Annotated in this window: 18 protein-coding genes; 7 read left to right on the forward strand and 11 right to left on the reverse strand. The window is 72.6% G+C overall.

The features are described from left to right. The first annotated feature begins 87 nt into the window (after positions 1–87). Together DER29_RS03415 and DER29_RS03420 are read left to right on the forward strand one after the other, a co-directional pair. The gene (locus DER29_RS03415) at positions 88–1,296 is read left to right on the forward strand and encodes a DUF349 domain-containing protein (RefSeq protein ID WP_121395980.1); all 1,209 of its coding nucleotides are present in this window, start codon (positions 88–90) and stop codon (positions 1,294–1,296) included. 381 nt (positions 1,297–1,677) lie between these two features. Then, on the forward strand, positions 1,678–2,637 hold the full coding sequence (locus tag DER29_RS03420) for a polysaccharide lyase family 1 protein (RefSeq protein WP_121395981.1): 960 nt from the start codon (positions 1,678–1,680) through the stop codon (positions 2,635–2,637). Between the two features lie 54 nt (positions 2,638–2,691). Here DER29_RS03420 and miaB read toward each other — a convergent pair whose 3' ends face one another. Next, positions 2,692–4,218: a tRNA (N6-isopentenyl adenosine(37)-C2)-methylthiotransferase MiaB gene (gene miaB, locus DER29_RS03425; protein WP_121395982.1), complete on the reverse strand. Its 1,527-nt coding sequence runs from the start codon at positions 4,216–4,218 to the stop codon at positions 2,692–2,694. 52 nt (positions 4,219–4,270) lie between these two features. Here miaB and DER29_RS03430 point away from each other — a divergent pair, with 52 nt between their 5' ends. Continuing rightward, positions 4,271–4,501 (forward strand): DUF2277 family protein, encoded by a 231-nt coding sequence (locus tag DER29_RS03430; RefSeq protein WP_121395983.1) that lies wholly within the window; start codon positions 4,271–4,273, stop codon positions 4,499–4,501. Positions 4,502–4,590: 89 nt separating this feature from the next. Here the strand turns inward: DER29_RS03430 and DER29_RS03435 are convergent, their stop codons facing one another. Both DER29_RS03435 and selD read right to left on the reverse strand, forming a co-directional pair. Beyond that, positions 4,591–5,070 carry a hypothetical protein gene (locus DER29_RS03435; RefSeq protein ID WP_121395984.1) on the reverse strand — a complete coding sequence of 160 codons (480 nt, stop codon included), beginning with the start codon at positions 5,068–5,070 and terminating at the stop codon, positions 4,591–4,593. A 322-nt stretch (positions 5,071–5,392) separates the two neighbouring features. Beyond that, positions 5,393–6,382, reverse strand: coding sequence for a selenide, water dikinase SelD (selD, locus tag DER29_RS03440; RefSeq protein WP_121395985.1), 990 nt, complete (start codon positions 6,380–6,382; stop codon positions 5,393–5,395). Positions 6,383–6,572: 190 nt separating this feature from the next. On the opposite strand from selD, the gene DER29_RS03445 reads away from it, so the two are divergent. From DER29_RS03445 to DER29_RS03460, 4 genes are read left to right on the forward strand one after another with little or no spacing between them, the layout of a single operon-like run. Beyond that, on the forward strand, positions 6,573–7,328 hold the full coding sequence (locus DER29_RS03445; protein ID WP_121395986.1) for an amino acid ABC transporter ATP-binding protein: 756 nt from the start codon (positions 6,573–6,575) through the stop codon (positions 7,326–7,328). Positions 7,329–7,385: 57 nt separating this feature from the next. Further along, positions 7,386–8,264: a glutamate ABC transporter substrate-binding protein gene (locus DER29_RS03450; RefSeq protein WP_121395987.1), complete on the forward strand. Its 879-nt coding sequence runs from the start codon at positions 7,386–7,388 to the stop codon at positions 8,262–8,264. A 41-nt stretch (positions 8,265–8,305) separates the two neighbouring features. After that, positions 8,306–9,013, forward strand: a complete 708-nt coding sequence (locus tag DER29_RS03455) for an amino acid ABC transporter permease (RefSeq protein ID WP_121395988.1) — start codon at positions 8,306–8,308, stop codon at positions 9,011–9,013. Then, complete coding sequence (locus DER29_RS03460) at positions 9,010–9,978, forward strand: amino acid ABC transporter permease (RefSeq protein WP_121395989.1); 969 nt, start codon at positions 9,010–9,012, stop codon at positions 9,976–9,978. The genes DER29_RS03455 and DER29_RS03460 overlap by 4 nt, the downstream gene beginning before the upstream one ends. Positions 9,979–10,037: 59 nt before the next feature. Here DER29_RS03460 and rny read toward each other — a convergent pair whose 3' ends face one another. The 8 genes from rny to DER29_RS03500 all read right to left on the reverse strand — a co-directional run bounded on the left by rny (position 10,038) and on the right by DER29_RS03500 (position 18,957). Then, positions 10,038–11,804: a ribonuclease Y gene (rny, locus tag DER29_RS03465; protein WP_121395990.1), complete on the reverse strand. Its 1,767-nt coding sequence runs from the start codon at positions 11,802–11,804 to the stop codon at positions 10,038–10,040. A 909-nt stretch (positions 11,805–12,713) separates the two neighbouring features. Continuing rightward, positions 12,714–13,427 (reverse strand): 3-keto-5-aminohexanoate cleavage protein, encoded by a 714-nt coding sequence (locus DER29_RS03470; RefSeq protein ID WP_121395991.1) that lies wholly within the window; start codon positions 13,425–13,427, stop codon positions 12,714–12,716. An 88-nt stretch (positions 13,428–13,515) separates the two neighbouring features. Then, positions 13,516–14,211: a regulatory protein RecX gene (locus DER29_RS03475; RefSeq protein ID WP_121395992.1), complete on the reverse strand. Its 696-nt coding sequence runs from the start codon at positions 14,209–14,211 to the stop codon at positions 13,516–13,518. Between the two features lie 14 nt (positions 14,212–14,225). After that, the gene (recA, locus tag DER29_RS03480) at positions 14,226–15,272 is read right to left on the reverse strand and encodes a recombinase RecA (protein ID WP_089001435.1); all 1,047 of its coding nucleotides are present in this window, start codon (positions 15,270–15,272) and stop codon (positions 14,226–14,228) included. A gap of 184 nt (positions 15,273–15,456) precedes the next feature. After that, the gene (locus DER29_RS03485) at positions 15,457–15,657 is read right to left on the reverse strand and encodes a DUF3046 domain-containing protein (protein ID WP_121395993.1); all 201 of its coding nucleotides are present in this window, start codon (positions 15,655–15,657) and stop codon (positions 15,457–15,459) included. Between the two features lie 4 nt (positions 15,658–15,661). Continuing rightward, complete coding sequence (locus DER29_RS03490) at positions 15,662–16,969, reverse strand: MFS transporter (protein ID WP_121395994.1); 1,308 nt, start codon at positions 16,967–16,969, stop codon at positions 15,662–15,664. A 78-nt stretch (positions 16,970–17,047) separates the two neighbouring features. Then, on the reverse strand, positions 17,048–18,190 hold the full coding sequence (locus DER29_RS03495; protein ID WP_121395995.1) for an acyl-CoA dehydrogenase family protein: 1,143 nt from the start codon (positions 18,188–18,190) through the stop codon (positions 17,048–17,050). 62 nt (positions 18,191–18,252) lie between these two features. After that, positions 18,253–18,957, reverse strand: coding sequence for a UdgX family uracil-DNA binding protein (locus tag DER29_RS03500; RefSeq protein WP_121395996.1), 705 nt, complete (start codon positions 18,955–18,957; stop codon positions 18,253–18,255). Positions 18,958–18,982 lie beyond the last annotated feature (25 nt).

The following is an 18,982-nucleotide window of genomic DNA, read 5'->3' on the forward strand; positions in this document are numbered from 1 at the left end:
CCTGTGACAATGCCGGGGGAAACTTTGCTGCGCCGTGGCGGCGATCGCGGGACTGCTCCCCGACGCCGGGAGAACGAGGATGGGCACATGAGCGACTGGACTGCCTTCGGACGGGTGGACGCGGACGGCACCGTGTACGTCAAGACCGCCGACGGCGAGCGGGTGGTCGGATCCTGGCAGGCGGGAGCGCCCGAGGAGGGGCTGGCCCACTTCGCCCGCCGCTTCGACGACCTGGTGACCGAGGTCAACCTGACGGAGGCCCGGCTCAATTCGGGCGCCGCCGACGCCGGCCATTCACTGACCACCATCCGGCGGATCCGCGCGTCGCTGGCCGAGGCGCACGTCGTCGGCGACATCGACGCGCTGGCCGCTCGACTGGACCGGCTCGCCACGGTGGCTGAGGAGAAGGCCGGCGAGGCCAAGGCCGCCCGGGACGCCGCCCGCAGCGAGGCGCTCGCCCGCAAGCAGGCCCTCGTGGAGGAGGCGGAGAAGCTGGCCGCCGAGTCGACCGGCTGGAAGACCGCCGGGGACCGGCTCAAGGAGATCCTCGACGAGTGGAAGACCATCCGCGGGGTTGACAAGAAGGCCGACGGTGAGCTGTGGAAGCGGTTCGCCGCCGCGCGCGACGGCTTCACCCGTCGCCGGGGCGCCCACTTCGCCTCCCTCGACGCGCAGCGCAAGCAGGCGCAGACGGTCAAGGAGGAGCTGGTCGCCGAGGCCGAGAAGCTCAAGGACTCCACCGACTGGGCGGCCACCGCCAACCAGCTCAAGGAACTGATGAACCAGTGGAAGGCCGCTCCCCGGGCCTCCAAGGAGGCCGAGCAGAAGCTCTGGGAGCGGTTCCGGGGCGCGCAGGACGAGTTCTTCACCCGGCGCAGCGAGGTCTTCTCCGCCCGCGACAACGAGCAGCGGGGCAACCTGGAACGCAAGCAGGCGCTGCTCGCCGAGGCCGAGGCGCTGGACGTCGACGGCGACCCGAAGGGCGCGCAGGCCAAGCTGCGAGAGATCCAGGCCCAGTGGCACGAGGCCGGCCGGGTGCCCCGCGAGGCGGCGGCTGGGCTGGAGCGCCGGCTGCGCGCCATCGACGAGAAGGTCCGCGAGGTGATGGACTCCGCTTGGCGGCGCACCACCAAGGAGGACAACCCCCTGCTCGCCCAGATGCGTGCGCAGGTCGCCGAGGCCGAGGAGCGGCTGGCCCGGGCCCAGGCTGCCGGCGACGCCCGGCGGGTCAAGGAGGCCGAGCAGGCGCTGGCGTCCAAGCGGCAGTTCCTCCAGCTCGCCGAGCAGGCCGGCTGAGCCGGACCTACGCACCACGACGGCCACCGAGCCACCTCGGGCCGAGCAACCACGGAAGCCCCCGATCCGCCACGGACCGGGGGCTTCCGCATGTCCGCCCGCAGCCGTCCGGCCGGGGACGCGACGGTTTGACGCATCGAGGGGCGCCGATCGGCGTAACGGGCGGAGCCAGGCCTTTACATCGATGGATGTCTGTGTTTACATCAGGAAAGCGCTTACCTGATTACTCGTGAGCGCCAGCAAGGGAGCCGCAACTTCGCGTAGCCAGTCCGCATCCGCGGGGCCGCCGACCGCCGTCCCCGCCGACCAGACGCCACCGGGCACGGCGTCGCAGGGTCGGCCCCACGGTCCGCGAGCCCGCCACCACCGAAGGGAAGCACCATGCGTACGTCCCGACGTCGCACCACCCTGCTCACCGCCGCCGCCAGCGCCGCCCTGCTCGCCGCGGGGGCGCTGACCGCCGGCACCGCGCCCGCCTCGGCCGCCCCCACCGGGCTGGTCGGCTGGGCCACCCAGAACGGCGGCACCACCGGCGGCAGTGGCAACCCCGTCACCGTGACCACCGCCTCGGCCCTGACCAGCGCGGTCGGCTCCAGCAGCGCGGCGGTGATCCGGGTCTCCGGCACCATCTCCTGCTCCGGCATGCTGCGGGTGCGGTCCAACAAGACCATCCTCGGCAACCCCGGCGCGACCATCTCCGGCTGCGGCTTCAACATCAACGGCGACCGCAACGTCATCATCCGGAACCTGACCTTCCGAAACTGGAACGACGACGCGATCAACGTGCAGGAGTCGGCCACCAACATCTGGATCGACCACAACAGCTTCACCAACGGCACCGACGGCGCGGTCGACATCAAGCGGGGCTCGGACTTCATCACCGTGTCGTGGAACCGGGTCTACGACCACGACAAGTCGATGCTGCTCGGGCACAGCGACAGCAACGGCAGCCAGGACACCGGCCACCTGCGGGTGACCTACCACCACAACTGGTTCGACGAGAGCACCCAGCGCCACCCCCGGGTCCGCTTCGGCAACCCGGTCCACGTGTTCAACAACTACTACGACAGCAACGGCGGCTACGGCGTGGCGTCCACGGAGAACGCCGGGGTGCTCGTCGAGGGCAACTACTTCGAGAACGTCGACGACCCGTACCACCTCGGTGAGGGCGACTCCGGCCCGGGCACGCTGGTCGCCCGGAACAACCACTTCGTCAACTCCGGCAGCGGCCAGGCCGGCGGCAGTGTCAAGAGCATCCCGTACTCGTACAGCCTGGACGCCGCGAGCAGCGTGAAGTCCATCGTGACCGCCGGCGCGGGCGCCGGTCGGATCCAGGTCTGACCGGCTGAGCGCACCGGCCGGGGCCCGCGCGTGCGGGCCCCGGCCGGTCGCGGGTCAGTGCGCGGCGCAGCCGGTCGTCGGCGCGGGCGCCGCGGCCGGCGCGCCGATCGTGGGCAGCCCGAGCAGCACCCCCGGCGTACGCGGGGCGCGCCCCGCCTCGGCCGCGTCGCCGGCCCGGGTGCGCCGGTGCGCCAGCGGCTCGCCGTCGGCGTTCAGGTGGTGCGGGGCGGCGTAGGTGATGGTGGTGTGCACGATGTCGCCGGGGCGGATCCGCCCGGCCTGGGAGCCCGCCTCGCCGTGCTGGCCGTTCGCACCGGTGGCGAAGTGGACCAGGCGGCCGTCGCGGGCGCGGCCGGACATCCGGCCCGTGCGCTCGTCCTTGCGCCCCTCGCCGACGGCGACCAGCACCTCGACGGTCTCCCCCACCAACTTCTTGTTCTCCGCCCAGGTGATCTCCTCCACGCAGGCGATCAGCCGCTCGTAGCGCTCCTGCACGACCTGCTTGGGCAGCTGGCCGTCCATGGTGGCGGCCGGCGTGCCGGGGCGCTTCGAGTACTGGAAGGTGAACGCGGAGGAGAACCGGGCCTCGCGGACCACATCGAGGGTGCGCTCGAAGTCGGCGTCGGTCTCGCCGGGGAAGCCGACGATGATGTCGGTGGTGATCGCCGCGTCCGGCATCGCCGCCCGGACCTTTTCGATGATGCCCAGGTAGCGCTCGGCCCGGTACGAGCGGCGCATGGCCCGCAGCACGTCGTCGGAGCCGGACTGGAGCGGCATGTGCAGCGAGTGGCAGACGTTGGGCGTCTCGGCCATCGCGGCGATCACGTCGTCGGTGAAGTCCTTCGGGTGCGGGCTGGTGAACCGCACCCGCTCCAGCCCCTCGATGTCGCCGCAGGCGCGCAGCAGCTTGCCGAAGGCGAGCCGGTCGCCGAACTCGACGCCGTAGGAGTTGACGTTCTGCCCGAGCAGGGTCACCTCCAGCACGCCCTCGTCGACCAGGGCGCGGACCTCGGAGAGGATGTCGCCGGGGCGGCGGTCCTTCTCCTTGCCCCGCAGAGAGGGCACGATGCAGAACGTGCAGGTGTTGTTGCAACCGACGGAGATCGACACCCAGCCGGCGTACGTGGACTCGCGCCGGGTGGGCAGCGTCGAGGGGAAGACGTCGAGGGACTCGAGGATCTCCACCTCGGCCGCCGCGTTGTGCCGGGCCCGATCCAGCAGCACCGGCAGCGACCCGATGTTGTGCGTGCCGAACACCACGTCGACCCAGGGCGCCTTGCGGACGATCTCGCCCCGGTCCTTCTGGGCGAGGCAGCCGCCCACGGCGATCTGCATCCCCGGGTGCCTGGCCTTGACGGGGCGCAGGTGACCGAGGTTGCCGTAGAGCCGGTTGTCGGCGTTCTCCCGGACGGCGCAGGTGTTGAACACCACCACGTCCGGGTTGTCGTCGGCTTCGGCGGCGCGCACGTAGCCCGCCTGCTCCAGCAGGCCGGAGATGCGCTCGGAGTCGTGCACGTTCATCTGGCAGCCGTAGGTGCGCACCTGATAGGTGCGCGGGCTGCTCGCCGCTGCGGTAGTCATGACCCGGACAGCGTATCCGGGACCACCCGACCGGACCGAACGAGGAGGAGCCGTGTGCCGGAGCATCAAGACCCTGCGTGAGCCGTACGTCGAGGAGGTGACCCCGGCGGACGTCGACGCCGCGGCGTTGCAGTACGTCCGCAAGATCTCGGGTTTCCGCAAGCCCGCCGCCCACAACGCCGCGGCCTTCGACGCGGCGGTCGCCGCCGTCGCCGCGGCCACCGCGACCCTGCTCGCCGAGCTGGAGGTACGCGGCGGCCGCTCCGCCAGCCCGGCGGGCTGACCCCGCCGCCGGGCCGACGAGGGCCTCGTCGCCCGCCGGAGACCCCGGGGCCGGACGCCCCGGCAGGGCCGGCGGGTCGGCGGGCGGGGTCAGGCGGCGGCGAGCGCCGGGAGCACCGAGTCCGGCGCCCAGCGCGAGCGGTGGCACTGCGACCAGCCGCGACAGCGGGGATCGGCGTCGGTGCACAGCCGCCGGTCGGCGAGCACCTCGCCGTCGTCGGTCTCCCGGACGTCGAAGTGCACCGGCCGGATCGTGCCGTCGGGCGCGACGAGCAGGTGCCGCCCGGCGTCGAGCGTGTCGTCGCGCAGCAGGCAGTTGCGGTCCAGCAGCCGCGCCAGCGCGGCGATGCTGCCGTGTTCGGGCAGCCCTTCGGGCACCCCGTAGCAGTCCACGATCGTGGCGAACTCCCCCGGCGCCTGCCAGACGTCGCAGATCACCGCGTACGTCGGCAGGCGGGCGGGGTCCGCCGCCGCCAGGGGCATCACCACCCGGCCGAGCGCCTCGGCCAGTGCCGGGTAGACCTCCACCGGCCGCACCTGCTCGATTCTCCAGTTCCACAGCTCGGTCATGCCGCCTCCTCGCTGTGCTCGTCCCACCGGCCTCCGGATCGGGCCTTACTGACGATGGTGGGGTGCATATGACCTCAGCCGGGGGCAAGTTACCGGTCTGTGACCATTCCGGGCAAAATTTCCTCGAGCGCCGTTGCTCCGAGTAGCGGAAAGGTGACAGTTTATCGGGTACGGTGGCCCGCTCCGGACGCCACACGCCGGCCGGCAGAGATCCTTCCGGCCCCGGCCGCGCCCGGCCCGACGACCGCCCCGCGCCGACGGCACGGGGCAGGCGTCATCCGGTTGCCGAAGCCGCGGCCAGGGGCCGGGGCGGGGGCCGTCCTCAGCGCACGAGCACGCGGTGTTCCCCGGGGGGCAGCAGCTCGCCGACCACGGTGGCGCCCGGCAGCTCGCCCGCGACCAGCAGGCCGCCCGAGGTCTGCGCGTCGGCCAGCAGCAGCCGCTCCTCCTCGCGCACACCGCCGAAGTCGGTCCACGGGGTGACCCACTCCAGGTTGCGCCGGCTGCCGCCGCTGACGTGCCCGTCGCGCACCGCCTCCCGGGCGCCCGCCAGGTAGGGCACCCGGGAGGCGTCGATCGCCACCGTCAGGCGGCTCGCGCGGGCCAGCTTGGACGCGTGCCCGAGCAGGCCGAAGCCGGTCACGTCGGTGCCGCAGCGGACGCCGGCCGCCACCGCGGCCCGCGCCGCGTCCCGGTTGAGGGTGGTCATCGCGGCGACCGCCTCGGGGAAGCTCTCGCCGGTGGCCTTGTGCCGGGTGTTGAGCACCCCGACGCCGAGCGGCTTGGTCAGCGACAGCGGCAATCCCGCCCGGCCCGCGTCCAGGGTGATCAGCTCCTCCGGCCGGACCACCCCGGTGACGGCCAGCCCGTACTTGGGGCCCTCGTCGTCGACGCTGTGCCCGCCGGCGAGGTGGCAGCCGGCGTCGCGGGCCACGTCCTGCCCGCCGCGCAGCACCTCCCGGGCCAGCTCCAGCGGGAGCACGTCGCGCGGCCAGCAGAGCAGATTGAGCGCGACGAGGGGGGTGCCGCCCATGGCGTACACGTCGGAGAGGGCGTTGGTCGCGGCGATGCGCCCCCAGTCGTACGCGTCGTCGACCACCGGGGTGAAGAAGTCGGCCGTGGTGACCAAGCCGGTGCGCTCGTCGAGCCGGACCACCGCGGCGTCGTCGCCGTGGTCGAGCCCGACGAGCAGCTCGGCGGTGCCGGTGGCCGGGCCGAGCCCGGCGACCATCGTCTCCAACTCCCCCGGGGGGATCTTGCACGCGCAGCCGCCACCCCGGGCGTACCGGGTCAGCCGTACCGGTTCCGTCATCCCCACATGATCTCCCCGGCCGCCCCGTCCCCGCTACGCGGGCGGGCCGGAGCGCGGTCAAAATCGGACTCTTGACCCCGTTACGAACTGGTGTTATCGCTCCGTGACCAACTGAGTTGCGTCCCGCCACATCCCCCCGCCTACAGTTGCCCAACCGGGGGTCACCCGACCCCGCGCGACGACAGGGACGGTGAACGACGTGACGACGGGCGAACCGCTCATCGTGCTGGACTCGGTCAACAAGTGGTTCGGGCCGCTGCACGTGCTGGACGACGTCTCACTGTCGGTCGGGCGCGGCGAGGTGGTCGTGGTGATCGGCCCGTCGGGCTCCGGCAAGTCGACGCTGTGCCGCACCATCAACCGCCTCGAACCGATCAGCTCCGGCACGATCACCTTCGACGGGCAGCCGCTGCCGGCCGAGGGCAAGGCGCTGGCGAAGCTGCGCAGCGAGGTCGGCATGGTGTTCCAGTCGTTCAACCTCTTCGCGCACAAGACGATCCTCGAGAACGTCACCCTCGGGCCGGTCAAGGTCCGCAAGGAGAAGCCGGCGGCGGCGCGCGAGCGCGGCCTGGCCCTGCTCGACCGGGTGGGCATCGCCAACCAGGCCGACAAGTTCCCGGCCCAGCTCTCCGGCGGTCAGCAGCAGCGGGTGGCGATCGCCCGGGCGCTGGCCATGCAGCCCAAGGCGATGCTCTTCGACGAGCCGACCAGCGCGCTGGACCCGGAGATGGTCGGCGAGGTGCTGGACGTGATGACGTCGCTGGCCCGCGAGGGCATGACCATGGTCGTGGTGACCCACGAGATGGGCTTCGCCCGGCACGCGGCGAACCGCGTCATCTTCATGGCCGACGGGCAGCTGGTCGAGGACGCGCCGCCGGCCGAGTTCTTCGCCAACCCGCGCAGCGAGCGGGCCCGGGACTTCCTCTCCAAGATCCTCACGCACTAGGCGTCCGTACCTGGAGCGCGCCGTCCCCCGGCGGGTTCCGTCGAAGAAGGAGATCAAATGCGTATCACGCGCGTAGCGACGCTCGCGGCGGCCGCCACCCTGGCGCTCGGCATGACCGCCTGCGGTGGCGACGACGCCGACGAGGGCACCGGCGCCGGCAGCAAGTCCTTCGCCGCCGGCAGCACGATGGAGCGCCTCAACAAGGCCCAGGCCATCAAGATCGGCACGAAGTTCGACCAGCCCGGCTTCGGCCAGAAGGGCCTCTCCGGCAAGCCGGAGGGCTTCGACGTCGAGGTCGCGAAGATCATCGTCAAGGAGCTGGGCATCCCCGAGGACAAGATCGAGTGGGTCGAGGCCCCCTCGAAGGTCCGCGAGGACGTGATCGTGAACGGCACGGTCGACCTGGTCGCCGCCACCTACACGATCAACGACAAGCGCAAGGAGCGCATCGCGTTCGCCGGGCCGTACTACGAGGCCGGCCAGAACATCATGGTGAAGAAGGACGAGGCCGCCATCACCGGGCCGGACTCGTTCAAGGACGGCGCCAAGAAGGTCTGCTCGGTCACCGGCTCCACGCCTGCCGAGGAGATCAAGAAGTACGTCAAGGACGTCGCCACCCAGCTGGTGCTCTTCGACACCTACGACAAGTGCCGCGACGCCCTCAAGGGCGGCCAGGTCGACGCCGTCACCACGGACAACGTGATCCTGCTCGGCTACATCGCCAAGGACGAGGCGTCGTTCAAGCTGGCCGGCGAGAACTTCACCAAGGAGCCGTACGGCCTCGGGGTGAAGAAGGAGGACACCGACTTCCGCAACTTCGTCAACGACACGCTGGAGAAGGCGTTCGCCGACGGCAGCTGGAAGAAGGCCTGGGACGACACCGCCGGCAAGTTCGGTGCCGAGCTCGGCGCCGCGCCGACCGTCAACCGCTACTGAGCTGATCCGTTGATCTGGAGGGTGGGGAGGAAGACCGGCCCGTGAGTGTGCTCATCGACAAGTTCGACGTCTTCGCGGGTGGTTTCTGGCTCACCCTCCAGATCTGCGTACTCGCCGCGGTCGGCGCCCTGCTCCTGGGCGCCGTCCTGGCGGTGCTGCGGATCTCCCCGGTGCCGCCGCTGCGGGCGGTCGGCACCGGCTACGTCAACGTCTTCCGCAACATGCCGCTGACCGTGGTGATGTTCTTCGCCGCGTTCGGCCTGCCGGCGCTCGGCTCCAACGCGGACTTCCTGCGCGTCCCCGGCCTCGACGCGGTGTTCAGCCGGCTCGACACCGATCTGCCGTACTTCCGCTTCGCGCTGATCGCGCTGGTGCTCTACACCGCGGCGTTCGTCTGCGAGGCGCTGCGCTCCGGCGTGAACGCCGTGCCCGCCGGCCAGGCGGAGGCCGCCCGGTCGCTGGGTCTCACCTTCGGCCAGAACCTGCGGTACGTGGTGCTGCCGCAGTCCTGGAAGGCCTCGGTGGTGCCGCTCGGCTCGGTGATCATCGCGATGATCAAGAACTCGGCGCTGGTCGGCTTCTTCGGCGTGGTCGGCGACCTCTCGCAGACCGCCGACCAGCTCACCTCGGCCGAGGGCTACGCCTTCGTGCCCGTCGCCATCGGCATCTCGATCGGATATCTGATCATGACCGTCCCCCTCGGCGCGCTCCTCGACCGGATCGAGAAGCGGCAGGCGGTGGCCCGATGAGCCAGCAGAGCGTCCTCTACGACGTCCCCGGCCCCCGGCAGCGCCGGCTCACGCTGATCGGCAGCGTGGTGGCGACGGTGCTGCTGCTCGCCGCCGCGTACTTCCTGGTCTACCGTCCGCTGGACGACAAGGGCCAGTTCTCGATGGAGCTCTGGGGGCCGCTGATCGACCCCTCCAACGAGAACTTCTCGCTGGTGTGGAAGCGCATCGGCACCGGCTTCCAGAACACGCTGACCGCCGCCGCCCTGGCGATCGTCTCCTCGCTGGTGGTCGGCACCCTGCTCGCGGTGCTGCGGATCCAGCTCAAGAGCCTGACCCGGCGCCGCTTCACCGGGCTCGCCACGCCGCTGGCGTACCTGCTGCGCGGGCTGAACATGCTGCTGTCGGCGGTCACCCGGGTCTGCGTCGAGGTGTTCCGGGGCCTGCCCGTGGTCATCACGATCTTCTTCGTGGCCCGCGGCTTCCCCGAGTTCGGCGTCTCGTTCGACACGCTGTGGTACCTGGTCATCGGCCTGACCATCTACAACTCCGTGGTGATCGCCGAGATCCTCCGCTCCGGCATGGAGGGCCTGCCCGGCGGGCAGGCCGAGGCGGCTGCCGCGATCGGGCTCTCCCCGGCGCAGACCACCCGGATGATCCTGCTGCCGCAGGCGTTCCGGATCATGCTGCCGGCGCTGATCAGCCAGCTCGTCGTGGTGCTCAAGGACACCTCGCTCGGCTTCATCATCAGCTACGAGGAGACCCTGAACATCGGCAAGCAGATCATCGGCGCGCTGGACAACCCGATCCAGGTCTACGTCGTGATCGCGGTGATGTTCATCCTGGTGAACTACTCGCTGTCGAAGCTGGCCCAGTACGTCCAGCGCCGGCTCTCACGCGGTCGCAAGACCGCCGGCACCCCGGCCCAGAACCCGCCCCCGGCCGCGCTCGCCTCGCAGTCGGAGAGCAACGGCCAGGGCATCTGACCCCGACGTACGACGAAGGGCCGGCCCGATGATCGGGCCGGCCCTTCGTGTCGACGCCGTCAGCGGGCGATCTCGGTGACCCGGGACTCGCGGACCACGGTCACCCGGATCTGACCCGGATAGGTCAGCTCCTCCTCGATCTGCTTGGCCACGTCCCGGGCCAGCACGGCGGCGCCGATGTCGTCCACGTCGTCGGGCTTGACCATCACCCGGATCTCCCGGCCGGCCTGCATGGCGAAGACCTTCTCCACGCCGAGCTTCCCGGCCGCGATCTCCTCGATCCGCTCCAGCCGCTTGACGTACGCCTCCAGGCTCTCCCGCCGAGCCCCCGGCCGACCGCCCGAGCAGGCGTCGGACGCCTGGGTGAGGACGGCCTCGATGGTCTGCGGCGGCACCTCGTTGTGGTGCGCCTCGATGGCGTGGACGACGTCCTCGCTCTCGCCGTACTTGCGGGCCAGGTCGGCGCCGATGATGGCGTGGCTGCCCTCCACCTCGTGGGTGAGCGCCTTGCCGATGTCGTGCAGGAACGCCGAGCGCTTGATGATCGGCACGTCCAGCCGCAACTCGGCGGCCATGATGCCGGCGATGTGCGCGGTCTCCACCAGGTGCTTGAGCACGTTCTGCCCGTACGACGTCCGGTAGCGCAGCCGGCCGAGCAGGGTGACCAGCTCCGGGTGGATCTCGGTGATGCCGACCTCGACCAGGGCGTCCTCGGCGGCCCGCTGGCAGAGCTCCTCCACCTCGTGCCGGGCCAGGTCGTAGACCTCCTCGATGCGGTGCGGGTGGATCCGCCCGTCCAGGACCAGCTTCTCCAGCGTCAGCCGGCCGACCTCCCGGCGCACCGGGTCGAAGCAGGAGAGCAGCACCGCCTCGGGGGTGTCGTCGATGATCAGGTTGACGCCGGTGACCGACTCGAAGGCTCGGATGTTGCGGCCCTCCCGGCCGATGATCCGCCCCTTCATCTCGTCGCCGGGCAGGTGCAGGACGCTGACCACGCTCTCCGCCGTCTGCTCGCTGGCGACCCGCTGGATGGCGTCCACGACGATGTGCCGGGCGCGCTGCTCGGCGGTGCCACGGGCGTCGGACTCGATGTCGCGGACCAGCAGGGCGGCCTCCCGCTTGGCCTGGACCTCGATCGCCTCGATGAGCTCCGCCCGGGCCGCGTCGGCGGTGAGGCCGGCGACCCGCTCCAGCTCGCGGCGCCGGTGCTCCTCCGCCTCGGCCAGCTCGGCCTCCCGCTGGGCGAGGGCGGCCTCGCGGGCCGACAGGGCCGCGCTGGCGGCGGTGAGCTGCCGCTCCCGCTCGGCGAGCCGCTCCACCTCCTCGGTGTGCAGCCGCTCGCGCTCGTCCATCCGGGCCGCCCGCCGCTCCACCTCGGCGGCCTGCTCGCGGGTGGTGGCGGCGAGCACCGCGACCTCCCGCTCGCCGCTGCGCCGGGCGGTGGCCCGCAACTGCTCCGCGTCGGCCTCGGCCTGCTTGTGGGCCCGCTCCAGGACGGTGTCGGCCTCCGCCCGGGCGTCGTCGAGCACCCGGCGGGCCTCCGCCCGGGCCGCCTTCGCCTCGGCCTTCGCGGCCGCCGCCTCGGTGCGGGCCGCCGCGGCGGCGGACTTGGCCACGTCGATCGTGCTGTTGGCCTCGTCGGCGGCGGTGCGCAGGGCCGCGAGGGACTGCTCCTGCCGGTCCTTCTCGGCGATGAAGGCGGGATCCTCGGGCGCCGGCGCCGCACCGAACCGGCGCAGTGCCCGTACGCCGAGCAGCACCGCCCCGAGCACGACCACGGTCAGGACCAGCACCACGGCGAGGATCACGACGTCGAACCCGCTCATGTCGGCGCCCCGTTCCGCCCGGTGGCCACGGGGCCCGGCCCGACCGGCCCGCTCATGTCGGGACCCCGGTGGAACTGCGCCGCCTCGCCATGGCCGCCTCCCCTGAACGTCGGGACCGCAGCGACCGTGCCGTTGGGCACGCACCCTGCGGCTGTGGACGCCCGACCGGAGCGACTGGCCGTGGGGTAGCTTCCGTCGGCGGTGCCCACGCGGGAGCATCGCCGACGGCCGGGTGCAGTTGTCACGCCAGCGTCGGACCGGCCAGTCCGAAGCTGCCGTCAATGACCGATCGGATCGGCCAAAGTGATGCTGTTCCGTTACGCGATCTATGTTGTGCGCTTAGCCTGCGCTTGGTCGGGCAATGTGAGCCTGTATGGCGAGGCTAGGTCTCCCGGGGGGCTCCGGTCAAGAACTCATGATCAAACCCCCCGAACGGAGAGAAGTTGCCGCGTCACGCAAAGCTGATGCGCGCCCGGACACCGGTGGACAAAACGGCAGCGGATCGGGCCTCCCGGCACGTCGGCCCTGCTCAGCGGTGGCCCCGAGCGCCCGCCCGCTGAAGGGCCGCCCGACGGCCGCGCGCGTGCCCGCCGGTGTGCCACCGGCCGGCTGTGACGCAACCGTCTGCGCCGCAGCGCTCGCCGGAACCCGCCGGTAGCCGCACAACTGCACCACTCCCCTGATCGTTTGTCACCGAGCCGGCCGTTCACGGGGTCCGGGGCCGGACCCTCGTCAACTGATCGTGAGCGCGCGACGAGGCCGGCGAGCCGCGCGCAGCGGAGGGGTCGCAGGGTGGCGAGGCGGCGGTGGGGCCGCAGGGTGGCGAGGCAGCGGCGGGGCCGTAGAACGTGGGGCGGCGGCGCGCCGAGGTAGCGGCGGGGCCGCAGGGTTGGTTCCGGGTCGGGCGGGTCAGCGGGCGCCCGCTGCCAGCGCCGCCGCCACCAGTGCGGCGTTGTCGGGCGCGGGCGAGCCATCGGGCAGCGACAGCGTGTCCTCCAGCCCGACGCGGCCGTGCAGGCCCCGGCGCACCGCCTCGGTCAGCACCGGCCAGGTCGCCGGCCCCTCGGCATGCAGCAGGACCGGCGGGCTTCCGACCGCGGGGGACGGCAGCGCCGCCAGCATCGCGGCGGCGTCCGCAAGCGCCACCGCAGGATCCTCGGCCATGCACTCGATCAGGATCCGCCCGGCGGGCACCCGCCACCGCGCGTACGCCCCGACCGCGTCGACCGTCCAGAGCCCCGCCTCGACCATGACGCCCCGCTCGTGCAGGGCCGCCGCCACGTCCTCCGCGCCCGGCTCGTGAGCGTTGACCGAGGCGAAGTCGGGCAGCACGGTCCAGGCCCGGACCGCGGCCACCCGGGCGGTCGGCTGCGGCTCGATCCAGGACCCGGTGCTCACCCCGACCGGCAGCCCCGGCCGGGCGGCCCGGATCGCGTCCAGCGCGGCGGCGACCACCGACGGATGCAGGGACTCCCGGCCGGCGGCGTCCCGAGGATGCACGTGCACCGCGCCGACCCCGAGCGCCGCGCAGCGGGCCGCGTCGGCCGCCAGCTCGACCGGGGTGACTGGCAGCGCCGGATGCTCGTCACGCCCTCGGGCGCCGTTGAGGCACGCCTTCAGCATCGAAGTCTTCCCTCCGCCCACCACCGGACTCAGCGGCCCGTCGCGACACGTCTTGAGCAGCAGAGCCCTCCCGGCCCGGCGCTCCCGTTCACCCGAGGGGGCGGCTGTCCCGGTCCGGCTCGCCCTCGGCGTCGGCGAGCGCGTCGGCGTCGATCTGCTCGGCGAACTCGGCCGCCTCGGCGCTCTGCGCGGCGAGCGCGTCCTTCACCGCCCGGATCGCCACGCCCGGCGGGTAGCCCTTGCGGGCCAGCATGGCCACCAGCCGCCGGAAGACCGCGTCCGGCTCGCCCCGGGCGGTGCGCAGCTTCCGCTCCACCAGGGCGCGGGCGGTCTCGGCCTCGGTCTCCTCGTCGAGCTCGCCGAGCGCCTCGCTCGCGACCTCGCCGTCCACCCCGCGCTGGCGCAGCTCGTTGGCCAGGGCCCGGCGGGCCAGGCCCCGGCCGGAGTGCCGGCTGGCCACCCAGGCCCGGGCGAACGCGGCGTCGTCGATGATGCCGACCTCGTCGTAGCGGTCGAGCACCTCCGCCGAGACCTCGTCGGAGACGCCCCGCTTCGCCAGCGCCCCGGCCAGCTCGGCCCGGGTGCGGGGCCGGACGGCCAGCTGGCGCAGGCAGATCTCCCGCGCCAGCTCGGCCTCGTCGCGCGGCGGGGCCGGGGGCGCCTCGGGGTCGGTGTCGTCGGTACGGCCGCGCCAGGCCCGACGGGGCCGGGGCGCGCTGTCGTCACTCGCGCGGGCGGGGCTGGCATCCCAGCCCCGCCCGGTGCGAGCGCGTCGTCCTGCCACGGGTCAGGGACCGGTCAGAAGTCGACCGGCGGCAGCTCCGGGCCACCGGCGGCGTCACCCGCGCCGACCCCGACGCCGAGCTTCTCCAGGATCTTCTTCTCGATCTCGGCGGCGACGTCCGGGTTCTCCCGGAGGAACTCGCGGGCCTTCTCCTTGCCCTGGCCCAGCTGGTCGCCGTCGTAGGTGTACCAGGCGCCGGACTTGCGGATGATCGCCTGCTCGACGCCGACGTCGATCAGCGAGCCCTCGCGGGAGATGCCCTTGCCGTACATGATGTCGAACTCGGCCTGCTTGAACGGTGCGGCGACCTTGTTCTTCACGACCTTGACCCGGGTGCGGTTGCCGACCACGTCGGTGCCGTCCTTGAGGCTCTCGATGCGGCGCACGTCGAGCCGGACCGAGGCGTAGAACTTCAGGGCCCGGCCACCCGTGGTGGTCTCGGGGCTGCCGAACATCACGCCGATCTTCTCGCGGAGCTGGTTGATGAAGATCGCCGTGGTGCCGGTGTTGTTGAGCACACCGGTGATCTTCCGCAGCGCCTGGCTCATCAGCCGGGCCTGGAGACCCACGTGGCTGTCGCCCATCTCGCCCTCGATCTCGGCGCGCGGCACCAGCGCGGCCACCGAGTCGATGACGATGATGTCGATCGCGCCGGAGCGGACCAGCATGTCCGTGATCTCCAGCGCCTGCTCGCCGGTGTCCGGCTGGGAGACCAGCAGGGCGTCGGTGTCGACACCGAGGGCCTTCGCGTATTCCGGGTCGAGCGCGTGCTCGGCGTCGACGAAGGCGGCGATGCCGCCGGCCCGCTGGGCGTTGGCCACCGCGTGCAGGGCCACCGTGGTCTTACCGCTGGACTCCGGACCGTAGATCTCGACGACCCGGCCCCGGGGCAGACCGCCCACGCCGAGCGCCACGTCGAGCGCGATCGAACCCGTCGGAATCACCGAGGTCTGGACGACCGGCCGCTCTCCCAGCCGCATCACCGAACCCTTGCCGAACTGCTTGTCGATCTGAGCGAGAGCAAGGTCGAGTGCCTTCTCCCGATCGGGCCCTGCGGCCATGTTTGCCACCCCTGCCTTCGCCGGCGTCTTTCCTGAGCTTCGCGTCACGCGGACACGCTAGGCGCTGGGTCCGACAGAAAACCAGCCGACCGGCCGTGAGCTGTGGACGAGCACCCCGCTGTGGACAATAGCCGAACAGGTGTACGAGTCGGCAAGCGACACGCGGAAGCCGCGAAACGGCTGCTCAGCGTAGTCGGGCGGGCACCCGGTCGGGATAGGCGGCGCAGACCGCCCGCCACACCACGTGGGTCTGCTCACCCGACGCCAGGGCCTGCTCGATGGTCCGCCCACCGAGCTGCGAGAGGACCTGGTCGCGGGCGATGCTGCCCGCGTAGCCGGGCCCGAAGGCCTCCTCCAGCCGGGACCAGAAGTCGGTCAGCCGCACGTGATCAGTCCTCCTCGTCCGGTGCCCCCACCGGCACCGGCCGCAACGCTAGCGTCACCAGGGGCACCACCGCGACCGCCGCGAGTCCGGTGAGCACCGGGTAACCGGCCGCCTCCACGACAAACCCGCTGACCGCCCCGGCGGCGGCACCGGCCAGGCCCATGGTCAGGTCGGAGAGCCCCTGCACGCTCGGCCGGATCCCCACCGGCACCGACTCCGACAGCAGCGTCGAGCCCGCGACCATGGTCCCCGACCAGCCCAGGCCGAGCAGGAACAACCCGACCGAGAGCCAGGCCGTGTGGTGCCCGGCCGTGCCGGCGACCGCACACGCCGCGAGCAGCAGCCCGACGCCGCCGAGGATCACCGCCCGGCGACCGACCCGGTCGGTGAGCCAGCCCGCCACCGGGGCCAACGCGTACATGCCGGCGATGTGCAGGCTCAGCACGAGACCGACCACCCGCAGCACGTCGGCGTCGTCGTGCCACTCGTGCAGGCGCACCGGGGTCATCACCATCACCGCGACCATGACCAGGTGGCCGACCGCCACCGCGACGATGCCGAGCCGGGCGGCCGGCCGCGCGCGTACCACCGCCCAGGCGGCCCGCATGCCCGCACCGCGCCGGGCGGTCGGCGCCGGCAGGACGACCGGGGTCGCCGGGGTGCCGGTCGCCGCCAGCCGGCGCGCCGTGAGCAGCGGGTCCGGCCGCAGCAGCGCCAGGATCGCCCCGGCGGCCAGCACCAGCGCGACGGCGCTGAACGCGAACGGACCGGCCAGCGTCGGCAGCCCCCAGCCGCTGGTGGTGCGGTCGGCGAGCGAGGCGAAGTTCGGCGCGGCGACCGCGCCGAGGGTGGTGGCCCAGACGATCAACGAGAGCTGGCGGCCCCGGCGCGCCGGCTCGGCCAGGTCCACCGCCGTGTAGCGGGCCTGGAGGTTGGCCGCGCTGCCGCCGCCGAACAGGAGCATGCCGAGGAAGAGCAGCGGGACCCAGCGGGTCACCGCGGCGAGCACCACCAGCGCGCCGCCGGCCGCGCCGGTCAGGTACGCCACGACCAGGCCGGGCCGTCGGCCACCGACGGTCATGATCCGGGTGACCGGCACGGCGAGCAACGCCCCGCCCACGACGGCGGCGCTGCTGACCAGGCCCGCCACGGCGGTGCCGGCGATGTCGGAGGCGAGCAGCGCCCCGACGGCGACGCCGATGGTCACCCCGACCCCGCCGATGATCTGGGTGACGAAGAGCAGCCGCAGGGTACGCCGCTGGATGGCCGCGACATCGGGCGCGGCGAGCGGCGCGGCGAGGTCGGTGGCCATGGCGGCTCCTTCGGGGTAAGGGGCGAGATGCCATCTCATCCTTGCGCACCAGCCCCTCCGCCCGGCAGCCGGTTGACGCTACAACCCGAGGCCCCGGCCGATGATCTCCTTCATGATCTCGGTGGTGCCGCCGTAGATCGTCTGCACCCGCCCGTCCAGCCACGCCTTCGCCACCGGGTACTCCAGCATGTAGCCGTAGCCGCCGTGCAGCTGCACGCAGCGGTCGGCGACCCTGTTCTGCAGCTCGGTGGTCCACCACTTCGCCTTCGCCGCGTCGGTGACCGAGAGCCGGCCGGCGTTGTGCTCCGCGACGCAGTGGTTGACGAAGGTGCGGGCGATGGTGACCTCGGTGTCCAGCTCGGCCAGCAGGAAGCGGTTGTGCTGGAACGCGCCGATCGGCCGGCCGAACGCCTGCCGGGAGCGGGCGTAGTCGAGGGTGACGGCCAGCAGCCGCTCGGCGGCGGCCACCGCGGCGACCGCGATGCTCAGCCGCTCCCGGGGCAGGTTGGCCATCAGGTGGTAGAAGCCGTGGTTCTCGGTGCCGATCAGGTTCTCCGCCGGCACCCGGCAGTCGTCGAAGAACAGCTCGGCGGTGTCGTTGGCCTTGAGCCCGACCTTGGCCAGCCGCCGGCCCCGGGAGAAGCCGGGGGTGCCGCTCTCCACCGCGATCAGGCTCACCCCGTGCGCGCCCTGGTCCGGCGCGGTACGCACGACCACGACCACCAGGTCGGCCATCTCCCCGTTGGTGATGAAGGTCTTCTGGCCGTTGAGTACCCAGCTGTCGCCGTCGCGGACCGCGCTCGTGCGGATCCCGGCCAGGTCGGAGCCGGCCCCCGGCTCGCTCATCGCGATCGCGGTGACCAGGTCGCCGGAGCAGAACCCGGGCAGCCAGCGCTTGCGCTGCTCGTCGGTGGTCAGCTCGGTCAGGTACGGCGCCACCACGTCGTTGTGCAGGCCGAAGCCGAGCCCCGTGCAGCCGGCGGCGACGATCTCCTCGTCCAGCACGGCGTTGAACCGGAAGTCCCGCTGACCGCCGCCGCCGTACTCCGCGTCGACGTCCATGCCCAGCAGGCCGGCCGCCCCGGCCCGGCGCCACACCTCACGGTCGACGATGCCGTCGGCCTCCCAGCGCTCGTGGTGGGGCACCGCCTCGCGGGTCAGGAACTCGCGGCACAGCTCGCGGAACTCCTCGTGGTCGCGCTCGTAGAGATGCTGCTCCATGGCGGCAAGTGTGGCACCGCCCACCCGCCCTGCCCAGCGGCCGACGGGCCGGAAGCGGCGGCTCAGCCGACGAGGGCGCGGGCGGCGACGGTGAGGTCGGCGACCAGCCCCTCGTACGCCTTGTCCTGGTCGTCCGCGCGCAGCACGGCGGACGGGTGGATGGTGGCCAGCAGCCGCGCCGGCGGGGCGTCGGCGACGGCGCCCTCGGCGTCCACGGGCACCCGCCGGAAGTCCTCCGGGTGCTGGGCCGAATCCGGCCAGGGCAGCAGCTCGCCGCGCTGGCGGGTCACCCGGAACGTCGGGCCGAGCAGGGCCTTGGCGGCGGTGGCGCCGAGCACCACCACGATCTCCGGGCGCAGCCGGGCGAACTCGGCCACCAGCCAGGGCCGGCAGGCGGTGATGTGCACCCGGTCCGGGGTCTGGTGGATGCGCCGCTTGCCGCGCTGCTCGAAGCGGAAGTGCTTCACCGCGTTGGTGAGGTAGATGTGGCCCGGGTCGAGTCGCGCGTCGTCGACCGCCCTGCGCAGCAGCCGGCCGGCCGGGCCGACGAACGGCAGGCCCTTCTGGTCCTCCATGTCGCCGGGCTGCTCGCCGACGAAGACCACCCGCGCACCGGCGTCGCCGCGGCCGAAGACCGTCTGCGACGCGTCCCGGTAGAGCTCGCAGCCACGGCAGCCGGCGGCGGCGGCGCGCAGGTCGTCGAGGGTGTCGGCCCGCGGCGGGATGAACTTCTGCGCGCCCGGCGCGGTCTCGGTCTGCTCGGCCATGGCGACTGTTCTACCCGGTGCGGGA

This window comes from Micromonospora sp. M71_S20 (assembly GCF_003664255.1).
Classification (GTDB): domain Bacteria; phylum Actinomycetota; class Actinomycetes; order Mycobacteriales; family Micromonosporaceae; genus Micromonospora.